General features: G+C 70.9%; 11 protein-coding genes and 4 tRNA genes. 11 read left to right on the top strand and 4 right to left on the bottom strand.

Annotation, left to right across the window (positions count from 1 at the left end):
- The first annotated feature begins 189 nt into the window (after positions 1 to 189).
- Entirely contained in the window at positions 190 to 1,044 is an 855-nt protein-coding gene (locus tag EGX94_RS01040) for an LppU/SCO3897 family protein (RefSeq protein WP_043123460.1), read from the top strand.
- Between the two features lie 380 nt (positions 1,045 to 1,424).
- On the opposite strand, the gene EGX94_RS01045 is transcribed toward EGX94_RS01040, so the two are convergent.
- The 3 genes from EGX94_RS01045 to EGX94_RS01055 all read right to left on the bottom strand — a co-directional run bounded on the left by EGX94_RS01045 (position 1,425) and on the right by EGX94_RS01055 (position 1,707).
- A tRNA-Val gene (locus tag EGX94_RS01045) sits at positions 1,425 to 1,499 on the bottom strand.
- Position 1,500: 1 nt separating this feature from the next.
- Positions 1,501 to 1,571, bottom strand: a tRNA-Cys gene (locus EGX94_RS01050).
- Between the two features lie 63 nt (positions 1,572 to 1,634).
- Positions 1,635 to 1,707, bottom strand: a tRNA-Gly gene (locus tag EGX94_RS01055).
- 550 nt (positions 1,708 to 2,257) lie between these two features.
- Here EGX94_RS01055 and EGX94_RS01060 point away from each other — a divergent pair.
- The 5 genes from EGX94_RS01060 to EGX94_RS01080 all read left to right on the top strand — a co-directional run bounded on the left by EGX94_RS01060 (position 2,258) and on the right by EGX94_RS01080 (position 6,183).
- Positions 2,258 to 2,329 (top strand) — tRNA-Val (locus EGX94_RS01060).
- A gap of 348 nt (positions 2,330 to 2,677) precedes the next feature.
- Positions 2,678 to 3,466 carry a sirohydrochlorin chelatase gene (locus tag EGX94_RS01065; protein WP_028706615.1) on the top strand — a complete coding sequence of 263 codons (789 nt, stop codon included), beginning with the start codon at positions 2,678 to 2,680 and terminating at the stop codon, positions 3,464 to 3,466.
- Between the two features lie 179 nt (positions 3,467 to 3,645).
- A complete protein-coding gene (gene msrB / locus EGX94_RS01070; protein ID WP_021797967.1) occupies positions 3,646 to 4,062 on the top strand; it encodes a peptide-methionine (R)-S-oxide reductase MsrB in 417 nt (138 codons plus the stop codon).
- 199 nt (positions 4,063 to 4,261) lie between these two features.
- Positions 4,262 to 4,861, top strand: a complete 600-nt coding sequence (locus EGX94_RS01075) for a DUF3000 domain-containing protein (RefSeq protein ID WP_021797976.1) — start codon at positions 4,262 to 4,264, stop codon at positions 4,859 to 4,861.
- Complete coding sequence (locus tag EGX94_RS01080) at positions 4,858 to 6,183, top strand: ribonuclease D (protein WP_021797966.1); 1,326 nt, start codon at positions 4,858 to 4,860, stop codon at positions 6,181 to 6,183. The genes EGX94_RS01075 and EGX94_RS01080 overlap by 4 nt, the downstream gene beginning before the upstream one ends.
- 25 nt (positions 6,184 to 6,208) lie before the next feature.
- Here the strand turns inward: EGX94_RS01080 and dxs are convergent, their stop codons facing one another.
- Positions 6,209 to 8,089, bottom strand: coding sequence for a 1-deoxy-D-xylulose-5-phosphate synthase (gene dxs, locus EGX94_RS01085; protein ID WP_021797977.1), 1,881 nt, complete (start codon positions 8,087 to 8,089; stop codon positions 6,209 to 6,211).
- Positions 8,090 to 8,269: 180 nt separating this feature from the next.
- Between dxs and EGX94_RS01090 the strand changes: the two genes are divergently transcribed.
- The 5 genes from EGX94_RS01090 to EGX94_RS01110 all read left to right on the top strand — a co-directional run bounded on the left by EGX94_RS01090 (position 8,270) and on the right by EGX94_RS01110 (position 13,530).
- The gene (locus tag EGX94_RS01090; RefSeq protein WP_021797972.1) at positions 8,270 to 9,397 is read left to right on the top strand and encodes a sensor histidine kinase; all 1,128 of its coding nucleotides are present in this window, start codon (positions 8,270 to 8,272) and stop codon (positions 9,395 to 9,397) included.
- Complete coding sequence (locus EGX94_RS01095) at positions 9,394 to 10,092, top strand: response regulator (RefSeq protein WP_021797970.1); 699 nt, start codon at positions 9,394 to 9,396, stop codon at positions 10,090 to 10,092. Before EGX94_RS01090 ends, EGX94_RS01095 begins: the two co-directional genes overlap by 4 nt.
- 135 nt (positions 10,093 to 10,227) lie before the next feature.
- Positions 10,228 to 10,716 carry a cytochrome c nitrite reductase small subunit gene (gene nrfH, locus EGX94_RS01100; RefSeq protein ID WP_043122164.1) on the top strand — a complete coding sequence of 163 codons (489 nt, stop codon included), beginning with the start codon at positions 10,228 to 10,230 and terminating at the stop codon, positions 10,714 to 10,716.
- 104 nt (positions 10,717 to 10,820) lie between these two features.
- Positions 10,821 to 12,332 carry an ammonia-forming cytochrome c nitrite reductase subunit c552 gene (locus EGX94_RS01105; protein WP_021797973.1) on the top strand — a complete coding sequence of 504 codons (1,512 nt, stop codon included), beginning with the start codon at positions 10,821 to 10,823 and terminating at the stop codon, positions 12,330 to 12,332.
- 160 nt (positions 12,333 to 12,492) lie between these two features.
- The gene (locus tag EGX94_RS01110) at positions 12,493 to 13,530 is read left to right on the top strand and encodes a tetratricopeptide repeat protein (RefSeq protein ID WP_021797971.1); all 1,038 of its coding nucleotides are present in this window, start codon (positions 12,493 to 12,495) and stop codon (positions 13,528 to 13,530) included.
- Positions 13,531 to 13,535 lie beyond the last annotated feature (5 nt).

Consider the following 13,535-nt stretch of genomic DNA (forward strand, 5'->3'; position numbering starts at 1 on the left):
GCGAACCGGGCCGCTCGTGATGACGCCCCCGCGCGGACGGGAGCGGGCCCCGATGCGGGGAGCCTCGTAACATTCTGCCCCATCCGTCAGGAGCGACGGCGTATTCGACCGTCGACGGTCATGTCGCCTGCGCCCCGGTCCCGTCCGGCCCCTGTCGCCGACATGCCCGGTGTGCGATACTCACGCACTATGAGTGATCCGCAGAACCCGAGCCCGAACGGAACCGGTCCCGCCGAGGACGCCGGGGCCCCGCAGCCCTCGACCGGACCCGACGCGCCCACCAGGGCGCAGGGTCAGCCCCTCACCGGCCAGGACGCCCTCAGCCAGGCGTACGGCCAGCCCCAGCGGGCCGGTCAGCCCCAACAGCCTCCTCAGCCCCAGCAGTTCGCCCCCACCGGGGCCCAGCCCCCGCAGGGCGGTCAGATTCCTCCCGGCGGCCCCGTCCCGCCGGCCGGTCAGATCCCCCCGGGCGGCCCCGTCCCCGGCGGCGATGCCCTCATGGGCGGCAGCGTCCCGGCCGAGAAGGGCAGGTCCCGGGCCGTCGCCATCGTCTCGGCGATCCTGGTGGTCGTCCTTCTCGCGGCGGCCGGTCTGGTCATCAACCACCTGCGCACCTCGCACGACGCGACGAAGGACGTCGGCAAGTGCGTGACCCTGTCCGGCAGCAAGGACGACGTGAAGACCAAGCGCGTCGACTGCAGCACCGCCGGCTCCTACTACGTCGCCAAGGCCGGCGCCGCCGAGACCTGCACGGACGTGACCGACACGGACAAGAACTACGGCGGCACCTACGACGAGATCACCGTCCAGAGGTCCGGCTCGTCGGCCAAGATGTGCCTGGTTCCCCAGCTCGTCGAGGGCAGCTGCTACGCCGAGGACCTGAACGACCTGACGTACCAGAGCATCGACTGCAGCGATCCCGACGCCTACATCCGCGTCGACCAGATCATCGAGGAGTACGACGCCACCTGCCCCGACACCTCGACGGGCGGTCTCACCTACGACACGCCGGCCCGCACCTACTGCATCTCGCAGCCGGAGTGAGCCGACGGCCGACGACTCCGTCGTGACGTCCCGTCCCGACGACGACCATCCTGCGGGTGGCGGACTGCGGTCCGCCACCCGCAGCCGTCCTCTCCCCCAGTCCGTCCAGCCGGACACGGGGGCACGAGGCCGGGGCCACGAGGCGGCTCGGACGACGGGAGGGGGCCGGGCCGGCGCGGGCGACGACCACTCGGGAGGAGGGGCGGCGGACCGGACGAGACGTTGCGGGCCGGGCAGGGGTCGGGCGGGAACAGAAAGGGGCGAGCGCGCCCGGGAGGACCGGGCGTCCACCCCCCATCCATGAGAGACGGTCGGCCGACGCACGGAAGGAGCAAGCGCCCGGAGAACGACGATCCCCGGCGGGTGCCGGGGGATCGTTCTGGTGGGCGACACTGGGTTCGAACCAGTGACCTCTTCCGTGTCAGGGAAGCGCGCTACCACTGCGCCAGCCGCCCGAGGTGGAGACGGGATTTGAACCCGTGTATACGGATTTGCAGTCCGCTGCCTCGCCTCTCGGCCACTCCACCGGGTGAAGAGCCTGCCTCCACCACGGAGTCTCGTGGTCAGTGGATGGGGCCAAGACCTCTCCGAGCGGACGACGGGACTCGAACCCGCGACCCTCACCTTGGCAAGGTGATGCTCTACCAACTGAGCCACGTCCGCAGCGCTTCTCGGCAGGCCGCCTCGCCGGCTCACCTCGCCGAAGTGCGGGGACCACATTAGCGAACTCACCCTGACGGCACAACTCGGGCGCTCCCGCAGGATCCGGCCCGACCGTGCCGACACGACTCCGACCAGGTATGTCACAGGTATGTCACACCGAAAAGTTCTCCTTCCCCGAGATGCCCGGGTCGTCGCGACGCCTCACGCCCCGACGCCCCCCGGGACCCGCCAGTGGACCCCGCGAGGGCCCTCCGGACGAGGTCCCTTGGAAGCCGTCGGCCTCCGGAAGTGCGGTTCGATGATGAGCCGGAAGCGGCCTCGGCACCGGCAGGACCCACGGCCCGCGGAAGTGCCCTGGGACCAGCCCGCGGCCGCGCAACCGGCGTACGTCGGGCCCGCAGTCGCGGGAGCGCCCCCTCCCGAGTGACCGCCGGGCGCACCGGCCCCGTCGGGCCCGCGGGAACACCCGGCACAGGACGCCGGCACCGGGCCCGTCCGCCGTGTCCGGTTTGTCCCGGCGCGCGACGGTGCGCTAGCTTTGTTCCGCCCCGGGCGATTGGCGCAGCGGTAGCGCGCTTCGTTCACACCGAAGAGGTCACTGGTTCGAACCCAGTATCGCCCACCCCACCGAGCCGTCGGCGATGCGCCGACGCTTCCCCGGCCGTCCTTCCGACCGGCCATCCATTCACCATGCGAGACGAGCGCTCCGCGCAGCACGCCTCCGCGCACCCGACCGGCACGCTCTGGGCGAATCTGGGGAAAAGCCCTCCGACCCCGGCCTGAGCAGAAGATTCTTCTGTTCGCGAGCAGCCCCGCAGCCCACAGGACGGAGACGCACCGAAGGGTGACATGAATTTTTCGTGTCACATCGTGGACAGACGATTTGCCAATCCCTCCGAGATGTCCGAAGCTTGAGACAAGACAACGGCAATGGCGCCGCCCTGACACTACAAGAGACAAGGGCACGCAGATGACTGCACCGGCATTGATCCTGTTGGCTGACGGCGCCGAGGAGATTCGGCTGCTCCGCAAGCAGATGCAGATCCAGCGCCCCGAGCTCCCCGTCCATCTCGCCTTCCTCGATCACTGCCCGCCGAGCGGTCTGCAGGTCATCAGCGCCCTTGCCTCCCACGGGACGCGGGAGGCCGTGTTCGTCCCCATGTCCCTGACCCAGGCGGTCGACGCCGGTCAGGCCGCCGTCGACATGTTCAAGCTCGTCCGCACGACCCATCCCGACATGAACCTCGCCATGGCCCGCCCGATCGGCCCGGCCACCGAGCTGCTCAACATTCTCGACATCCGGCTGCGCAACGCCCTGTCGAGCTGCCACGCGCTCGAGCTGGACGGGCTCGTGCTGGCCACCCCGGACACCGGTGACGTCCGGGGTCAGAGCCTCATCGCCCGCCGCGCCCGTCAGTGGAGCTCGCACCACCGCCTGCCGGTCGCCATGGCCTGCGTCGACGGCTCCGGCTCGTCCATCGCCGCCGCGATCGGCCTGCTGCGCGACCAGGGCCGCCGGAGCATCGCTGTCGGCTCGCTCTTTCTCACCGCCTCCGACCGCTTCATGGCGGCCGCCGAGCAGGCCCTGGCCGCCGGGGCGCTCACGGTGAGCGCCCCGCTGGGCGCCGACGAGCGGATCATCGAGCTCGTCATGAGCCGCTACGCGTTCACCACCATGGACATGCTCGACGACGTCCCGGCCGACGAGCACTTGGGCGACGACGTCATCACGAGCTCCCCGGAGCTCATCGCCCTGTGATCCGCCGGGCGACGGGCTGACGCGGGAACGCGGGTCCCCCGCGGGCCCGCACCGCCGGGCGCTCCACCGGGGCGGGCCCGCGGCGGCCCCTGCAGCGCCGCCCGGGACCCTGTCATCGCTCATGGGCGCGGGCCGGATGGGACCGGCCTGGGGCGGCGGACGGAGGATTCGGAGGACCCATGGACGAGCACCGCGACGAGTGGACCGACGAGCAGTGGCGCGCGCAGCTGAGCCCGCAGGAGTTCCAGGTGCTGCGCAGGGGCGGCACCGAGGCCCCCTTCACCGGCGAGTACACCGACCTCGTTGCCGAAGGCGTCTACCGCTGCCGCGCCTGCGGCGCCGAGCTCTTCCGCTCCGAGACCAAGTTCGCCTCCCACTGCGGCTGGCCCAGCTTCTACTCGCCGCTGGCCGCCGACCGGGTGCGCTACCTGCCCGACGCCTCGATCCCCGGACGCCCGCGCACCGAGGTGCGCTGCGCCCGCTGCGACTCCCACCTGGGCCACGTCTTCGAGGGCGAGGGCTACGGCACCCCCACCGACCAGCGCTACTGCATCAACTCGATCTGCCTGAGCTTCGTCCCCGCGGACGAGCACTGAGGCGCCCACCGGCGGCTTGTCGAGGGAGCGTCGGTGCTCGTCGCGTGGACGAGCACCGAGGGCCGTCCGTCCACCGGACGGTCGCGGAGCCGAGGGCCTCGGCCGGCGGGGGGACGGAACCGCCCGGCGGACGGGCCGGTCACCGGGGGCCGCGGCGTGGCACCCGGCCCGGCGAGCGGGTGAACCATAGGGTCGAGGCATGTCCACCGACCTGCGCGCTCGCCCCGGGCGCGACGACTTCGACCGCGTCGTCGCCGAGCTCGAGGCGTTCCGCTGGAGGCCGGGCATCGACGTCGAGACGATCGGCGCCCCGCAGCGCATCGCGCCGTACGGGCACGCGATGGAGGCCGGGCTGGGGGCCGGCGACGAGGACCAGGGCCTCGGACGACTCATCCTGCTGCACGACCCGGCCGGCAACGACGCCTGGGACGGCGACTGGCGGCTCGTCACCCTCGTACGGGCCGACACCGACGCGGACATGGTCGCCGACTCCCTCATCGGGGAGGTCGCCTGGAGCTGGCTCGTCGAGGCGCTCGACGAGCACGGTGCGGCCCTCACCGCCCCGGCCGGCACGGTGACCACCGTGACGAGCCGCTCGTTCGGATCGCTGGGCGCCGAACCCGATCGCGCCGAGATCGAGATCCGGGCGAGCTGGACCCCCCTGCTCGACGATCCCCCGGGCATCACCGCCCATCTGCGCGCATGGCAGCAGCTCATGTGCCAGGCGGCGGGCCTGCCTCCCCTGCCCGAGAAAATCACCCCTCTCCGCACCGCTCCCCTCGCGACAGGAACACGATGAAGGATCCGGCTGACGGCACGCAGACCGAGACGGAGCTCGACGGCCGGATCGACCCCGAGTCCGGACTGCCCATCCTCGCGATGCCCCGGGAGGGCATGCCGCCCCTGGTCGACGACGACGCGCTGCTCGCCGAGTGCATCGAGGCGCTCGGCTCGGGCACCGGCCCGGTGGCCATCGACACGGAGCGGGCCCAGAGCTTCCGCTACAGCGGCCGTGCTTATCTCCTCCAGCTGCGCCGCTCCGACGCGGGCACCTGGCTCATCGACCCGCAGGCCTTCGAGCCCGGGGACGGCTCGGTGGCCGACCTCGGCGCGCTGCGCGAGGCGATCATCGACGCCGAGTGGATCATCCACGCAGCCAGCTCCGACCTGCCCTGCCTCGTGGAGCTCGGCCTGCTCCCCGAGCGGCTCTTCGACACCGAGCTCGCCGGGCGCCTGCTCGGGCTGCCGCGCGTCGGGCTCGGCCCGATGACGGAGAGCTACTTCGGTGTCCATCTGCTCAAGGAGCACTCGGCCGCCGACTGGTCCAAGCGCCCCCTGCCCGCCGACTGGGTCGCCTACGCGGCCCTCGACGTCGAACTGCTCATCGAGCTGCGCGCCCTGCTGTGGCGCCAGCTGCACGAGGAGGGCAAGTGGGCCTGGGCGCAGCAGGAGTTCGCGCACATGATCGACTCCCACCGCACCCCGCCGGACCCGCCCGCCGAGCCGTGGCGCCACGTCAACGGTCTCCACACGGTGCACAGCCGCCGCGGCCTGGCGCTGGTGCGCGAGATCTGGGGCGAACGCGACCGGCTGGCCCACGACCTCGACCGGGCCCCCGGCAAGATCCTCCCTGACAAGGCGATCAGCGAACTGGCCGGGCGGATCACCAAGGAGAGCCCCGAGGTGCCGGGCATGGCGCAGATGGACACCATCGTGGGCTTCAAGCGTCGCAACGCCCGCCGTTACCGGGGGCGCTGGGTCGCCGCGGCGACGCGCGTCGCACGAATGCCCGAGTCCGAGCTGCCCCGCCTGCGGGTGCCCCACGAGGGCCCCTCGCACCAGCCGCGCAACTGGCAACGCACCAACCCCGACGCCTGGCGCCGCTGGCAACGTGTGCGCCCGGCGATGAACCGCCTGGCCAAGGCGCTCCAGGTGCCGCCGGAGAACCTCATCGCCCCCGAGACGCTGCGCTGGCTCGCCTGGGAGCCGCTCGAGGCCGTCGACGCGGAGCACGCCGCGGCGAGGCTGGCCGCCCACGGCGCCCGCGAATGGCAGTGCCGGCTGTGCGCGCCGGTGCTCGTCGCCGCGCTGGGCGCGACGCCGCCCGCGGACCGGGACTGAGACCGGGCGGTCCGGCGCCCGACCGCTAGCGGGCCAGGCGGCTCCAGGTTGCGGCGACGGACTCGGCGATCGGTTCGGCGGTGAGACCGAGATCGGACAGCACCTCGGCGCGCGTGGCGACGGGCAGGTACTCCTGCGGGATGCCGAACTGGCGCATCGGCACCTCGACGCTCGCCGCGTCGAGGGCGAGTTCGAGCTGCGAGCCGAGACCGCCGACGACCTGGTTGTCCTCGATCGTCACGACGAGGGCGTGCTCGGCCGCCATTGCGAGCAGCGGCTCGGCCATCGGCAGCGCCCACAGCGGGTCGACGACGGTGACCGACAGGCCCCGGGCCGCGAGGATCCGCGCGACGCCCAGCGCCGTGCCGGTCAGCTGGCCGAAGCCGATGAGGAGCACCTCCGGACGCTCGCCGCGGGCCAGGACGTCGACGCCGTCGCGCCTGTCCACGGCCTCGATCGGGTCGGGGAGCTTGTCCTTGGAGTAGCGGATGAGACTCGGAGCGTCGTCGATGTCGACGGCCTCGCGCAGCGCGGCGCGCAGCCGCGTCGCGTCGCGCGGACAGGCCAGGTGGATGCCCGGCACGAGGCCCGCGATCGAGCAGTCCCAGACGCCGTCGTGGCTCGCACCGTCCGAGCCGGTCACGCCGGCGCGGTCGAGGACGACGGTGACGCCCAGATGGTGCATGCCCACGTCGAGGAGCAGCTGGTCGAAGGCCCTGTTGAGGAAGGAGGAGTAGACGGCCACGATCGGGTGCAGCCCGGCCCGGGCCATGCCTGCGGCCGCACCCATGGCGTGCTGCTCGGCGATGCCGACGTCGAAGACCCGGTCGGGATGGGCGGCGGCGAAGCGCCCCAGGCCCACCGGGTGGAGCATCGCCGCAGTGAGCGCCACGAGGTCCTCGCGCTCGGCGCCCAGCGCGACGAGCTCGGCTCCGAAGGCGTCGGTCCAGGTGGCCTCGACCGAGGGCGTGAGCGGCTCGCCGGTGCACTCGTCGATCCTCCCGATGGCGTGGAAGCGATCGCGCTCGTGGTTCTCCGCCGGCACGAAGCCCTTGCCCTTGCGGGTGATGGCGTGGACGATGACCGGCCCGCCGAAGCCCTTGGCCTGGCGCATGGCGACGGTGAGCGCCTCGAGGTCATGGCCGTCGATCGGACCGATGTACTTCAGCCCGAGGTCGCTGAACAGCCCCTGCGGGGCGAGGACATCCTTGAGGCCGATCTTGAGGCCGTGCAGCAGGTCGTAGGCGGGCCTGCCGACCAGCGGGGTGTGCGAGACGTTGGCCTTGAGGCTCTCCATGGCCCTCTCGTAGCGCGGATCGGTGCGCAGCCCGGACAGCTGCCGGGACAGGCCGCCGACGGTCGGCGAGTAGGAGCGCCCGTTGTCGTTGACGACGATGACCATGGGCAGCTCGGGCTCGTCCGCGATGTTGTTGAACGCCTCCCAGGCCATGCCGCCGGTGAGCGCGCCGTCCCCGACGACCGTCACGACGGTGCGGTCGCGCTGACCGGTCAGGGCGAAGGCGCGCGCCATGCCCTCGGACCAGCTGAGGCCAGCCGAGGCGTGGGAGTTCTCGAACCAGTCATGCTCCGACTCGCCCCGGTTCGGGTAGCCGGACAGCCCGCCCTTCTGGCGCAGCCGGTCGAATCCGTCGGCGCGCCCCGTGAGGATCTTGTGGACGTAGCTCTGGTGCCCGACGTCGAAGACGATGGGATCCTTCGGCGAGTCGAAGACGAGATGGATCGCCATCGTGAGCTCGACGACGCCCAGGTTCGGACCGAGGTGGCCGCCGGTGCGCGCAACGTTCGTCACGAGGAACTGACGGATCTCCTGCGCCAACGACCGGAGCTCCCCCGCGGTGAGGGTGCGCAGGTCGGAGGGCTTGCGAATACGGTCCAGCAGCGCCATGTGCGTCAGTCTAGGGCCGGTCGCCGAACCGGACGGAGCCGGTACCGTTCCACAGCGGGAGATTATCCACGGCCGCGCCCCAACATTTGCGGGGCGATTCCCGCTATGGTGGGGCCGAAGCGGACGCCGCGACCTCCTCGGGAGGAGGACGGGCTTGACGAAGAGGACGGGCAGCCCCTGATGACCTCACGACGCACGCCGGCAGGCGACGACGACCAGCAGCGCGGGGGTCTCGCGCTGCCCGTCGCCGAGCTGGTGGCCGCGCTCACCGACGTCGTCGCGCAGGTCCACGCCACTCTCGGCCCGAGACTCAGCGGCCTGTGCGTGCGCCGCCGTCTGAACACCACGTGCTGCCGGACGGTCCAGATGCAGGCCGGAGTGCGCTCGGACTGGGAGCTGACCCCGATGGCCTGCCTGTTCGACCCGGAAAGCACCTGCATCCTCACCGGCTCGCAGCCGAGCTGTCCGCGCACGATGGCCGAGGAGGAGGTCGTCGGGGTGCAGCTCGGCGACCCCGATGAGGGATTCGGCTGGCTGTGGCACGTCGACCCGCGCAGCACGGACCCCGATCGGCGCCTGGCAGCCGAGCTCGTCCTGACGGCGCTGGCCGGCATGGCCGAGCGGCTCATGGCCAGGGCGGTGCGGGCCGACGACTCTGAGGCCCGCACGATCGCCGGCGAGCGCGAACGGATCTCGCGGGAGCTGCACGACGGCGTCGCGCAGGTCCTCGGCGCCACCCACCTGAGGCTGTCGGCCCTGGCCGAACGCGAGGAGCTCGACGAGGGGACGGCCGCCGAGCTCGCCCGGATCGGCGAGGACTGCGCGTTGGCCTACTCCGACGTCCGTGAAGCCATCTGGGACCTGCACCTGCCCGAGGAGGCGACCGGTCCGCTGGCCTCGTGCATCCGTTCGGCGACGAGCGCCTTCGAGCGCCGCACCGGCATCACCTGCCGGGTCGAGCTGACCGGCCCGGACGCCCCCCTGCCCGCCGGGACGCGCCTGCAGCTGCTGCGCGTCGTGCAGGAGGCGCTCACCAATGTGCGCAAGCACGCGAAGGCGAGCTGCGTGGACGTGACGGTGCGCACCGGGCCGGGCGGCACCACCGTCAACATCAGCGATGACGGGGTGGGCTTCGAGAGCTCGCCCGCCGACCCCGGCCGCTTCGGGCTGCTGTCGATGCGCGAACGCATCGAGGGGATCGGCGGGCGTCTGAGCATCATGAGCATCCCCGGGGCGGGTACGTGCGTGAGCGCCGTCGTGCCCCTCGCCCTGCGCGACGAGAACCACGGCGAAAGGATGCATGCATGAGCACGATCCCGCCGGAGCAGGAGCGCGGGAATCCGATCCGCGTCGTCATCGCCGACGACCAGACGCTCTTCCGCCGCTCCGTCGGAGCCCTCATCGACCGCGAGGACGACATGACGGTCGTCGGCGAGGCCTCGAACGGGCTGGAGGCGCTCGAGACGATCGACTCCAGCGATCCCGACGTGGTGATCCTCGACCTGGAGATGCCGGTCATGGGCGGGGCCCGCGCCGCCGCGATCCTGCGCGAGTGCCACCCGGGCCTGAAGATCGTCATGCTCACCGTCCACGACGAGAACGAACTGCTGGCCGAGGCGATCCGCGCCGGGGCCGACGGCTATCTGCTCAAGGACCTCGAACCCGCCGAGCTGCTCCGGATGATCCGCGGCGTCATGGCCGACCAGTCCCCGCTGTCGCCGCGGCTGGTCGGCGGGCTGCTCGAGCAGCTGCGCAACGGCCTGGACGGGCACCGGATCATCGGGCCCCGACTCGACGCCGCGCACGGCCTGAGCCGACGCGAGCTCGAGATCATGGCCCTCGTGGCCAAGGGCATGTCGAACCGCGAGATCGCCACTCATCTGACCATCACCGAGGGGACGGTCAAGAACCACGTGCACAATGCGCTGCGCAAGCTCGGCATGAGCACCCGCGGCCAGGCCGCCGCGTACCTCGTCCGGAACGGCCTCGCCGCCCGGACCTGAGCCGGGCACAACCCCGCGCCGGGAATTTTTCTATCCGTTCTGTGCCCTTGTTGTGCCCTCGTCCCCATGGACGCGACAACCCGTCCCCATCATGATGGGAGTGTGAGATCCGCATCGCGGCGGAGGAGGACGATCATGACGAGCGGGCGCCGTCGAACGCAGGGCGCGCTGGCCGTTGCGCGCCGTTGGCTTCCCGGGATCTGCGGGCTGCTCGTCGGAGTCCTGGTGGGGCTGGCGGCCTTCACCTTCGTCTACGCCAACGGGATGTCCTACCTCGGCCACGACCCGAAGGCCTGCGCCAGCTGCCACGTGATGCAGGACTACTACGACGCCTACACCGCCGGCCCGCACCACCACGTGGCGGAGTGCAATGACTGCCACACGCCGCACGACCTCATCGGGAAGTACGCCGTCAAGGCCGAGAACGGCCTGCACCACTCGATCGCGTTCACCACGGGCGACTACCCGCAGAACATCCGGGCGCGCGACGTCTCGCTGCGGATCGTCAACGAGAACTGCATCCGCTGCCACGGCGGATTCACCCACGACGTGCTCGCCAGCCAGAAGGACGACGAGCAGATCATGTGCATCCGCTGCCACGAGGGCGTGGGCCATGACAAGTGAGCGCACGGGATCACCGACGGCCGCGGCCGTCCCACAGGAGGGGTCCGATCCGGCCAACCCGGCCGGTCGGCGCCACGAGCACAGGCACAGGAGGTGAGAAGAGGATGAGCGGATCGAACCAGTCGCGGCACGTGCCGCGGATCTCGCGCATGAACAGGACCGCCATGTTCATCGTGTTCCTCGTCGCCGGCGCCCTGATCATCATCGGGATCGCCGCACTGCTCATGAGCATCTTCAACCACAAGGAGGAGGGCAAGGAGCAGTTCACCGAGGTGGTGGCGCTCGACGAGACGACGATCGATCCCGCCGTCTGGGGGCAGAACTTCCCCGAGGAGTACGAGTCGTACATGAAGACCAGCGACCCGGACCCGGGGAACTACTTCCCGCGCACCCCGACGGCCGACGACCCCCGCGAGTGGACCAGCTATGACAACCTGGCGCATGACCAGCGGCTCGTGACCATGTGGGCCGGCTACGCGTTCTCGCTCGACTACACCGAGCCCCGCGGGCACAACTGGATGCTCGTCGACCAGCGCCACACCAAGCGCACGACCCAGGTGAAGCAGCCCGGCTACTGCCTCAACTGCCACGTGAGCGTGCCGAAGCTGTTCACCGACCTGGGCAACGGCGACGCCGAGGCCGGCTGGTCGAAGATGAACTCGATGACCTACGACGAGGCCTACCCGATCGCCGAGCACTACGGCGCGCTGTCCTGCATCGACTGCCACGACCCCGCGACGATGAAGCTGCGCGTCACCCGTCCGGCCTTCATCAAGGGCATCGCGGCCTACAAGGCCTCGCAAGGCGTCAAGGACTACGACGTGAACAGCGACGCCTCCACCCAGGAGATGCGCACCTACGTCTGCGCCCAGTGCCACGTCGAGTACTACCAGTCGCCGACCGACAAGAACCTCACATTCCCGTGGAACAACGGTCTGACGATCGACGACGAGTACAACTACTACCAGCAGATCAACTTCACGGACTTCACGCACAAGCTGACCGGCGCCTCGATCATCAAGGCCCAGCACCCTGATTTCGAGACCTGGTCGAACGGGCCCCACGCCCAGGCCGGCGTCACCTGCGCGGACTGCCACATGGCTTACCAGAGCGCCGGCGCGAAGAAGGTCAGCAATCACCACGTCACCTCGCCGATGGCCGACGTCAACGGAACCTGCGGCACCTGCCACAAGGCCTCCGACGACGAGATGAAGGCGCGCGTGGCGACGATCCAGACCCGGTTCTACCAGGCCCGCGACGTCTCCTTCGACGCCCTCGTCGACCTCATCGACGACATCGAGGCGGCCCAGACCAACGGCACCCCGCAGGATCGCATCGACGCGGCGCGCAACTACCAGCGCAAGGCGAACTTCTACATGGATTACGTGGAATCCGAGAACTCCCACGGCTTCCACGCCCCGGAGTACTCGCTGCGGATCCTCAACGACGTGACCGACACGGCACGGCAGGGCCAGCTCGCACTGGCCGGGGCCGATGTCCCGAGCACGCCCGAACCCGGCCGGCCCCATGACGAGGCCGCCCCGCAGCCGGCCGGCTCGGCCCCGATCAACACCGCCACGGCGGCCGCCCCGACCCCATCGGACTCCCCGTCGTGAGGCGGTGACGGTCGGCCACGAGCCAGGAGGTGCGGCACCGGTACGTGTACCGGCGCCGCACCTCCTGTGCCCAGCACATATCCGACGGTGGATACCGCACCGGGTTCGCGCTTGTCACACTGTCGGACAGCGAGAAATTCGGATCGATGACGAACCGGAGATGATGATGACGCGGCATTCGAGCCTGTCAGGGGTCAGACGCACGCTGCTGGACTCCTTGGGGATGCCCCCGGACGCGAGCGACGAGGAGCTGGCCGACCGAAGGGAGGAGCTGCGCGGATCGCTGGACACCGCGCCGCAGGCCCGCCGGAAATGGATCGAGCAGCAGCTCGCGAGGATCGACGCGATCACCGCGCTCGACGCATCGGGGGAGATCATCGAGGCCGACGCGGACGAGGAACCCGACCCCGATGACCCGGTCGCCCTGGACGAGATCGACGAGGCGTCCGAGACCCGCCGCCGGACGGCCCGCGGGGCCGGCCGGCGAGCACCCGTCACCGGGGCCGACGCGGACGACTCCCCCGCCCCGTCCACGCGACAGCAGCGCGCCACGGCGACCGCGCAGCGGCGCAGCGGGGCCGGCCGGCAGCGGGCCGACGCCACCGCCTGGGTGGCGCGGGTCGTCATCGTCGCCCTCGTCGTGGCGGTGGTGCTGGCGGTCTACAAGCTCGGGGCGCCCTCGGGCTCCTCGGGCTCGGACGCGTCGTCCTCCGCCATGATGGCCTCGGCCAGCGCCACGCCGACGCTCGACGCGGCCCAGGTGGCCGAGCTCGAGCAGAAGGTCCGGGACAACCCGCAGGACACCGACTCGATGGGTCGGCTCGCCTCGCTCTACGCGAAGGTTGGGGACTACGCGAACGCCTCGAAGTGGCAGGCCCGGGTCGTCGAGCTCAAACCCGACGACGCCGAGGCCCAGCTGACCCTCGGCGTCTCGTGCTTCAACAGCAACGACTTGGACTGCGCCAAGGAGCACTGGGACATCGTCAACACCCTCGACCCGGACAACGCGGAGCTGCACTTCGACCTGGGCTACTACTACCTGTCGATCGACCCGCCCGACGCCGACAAGGTCAAGCAGGAGTGGAACAAGTACCTCGAGCTGGAGCCCAACGGCGAGTACGCCGAGACCGTCAGGACGCACATGAGCAGCCTCGACGAGACCGGGACCCCCACGCCCAGCGCCTCCTCGACGCCATGAGGAAC

Origin of the sequence: Propionibacterium acidifaciens, from assembly GCF_003798325.1 — a bacterium.
Classification (GTDB): Bacteria; Actinomycetota; Actinomycetes; order Propionibacteriales; family Propionibacteriaceae; genus Propionibacterium; species Propionibacterium acidifaciens.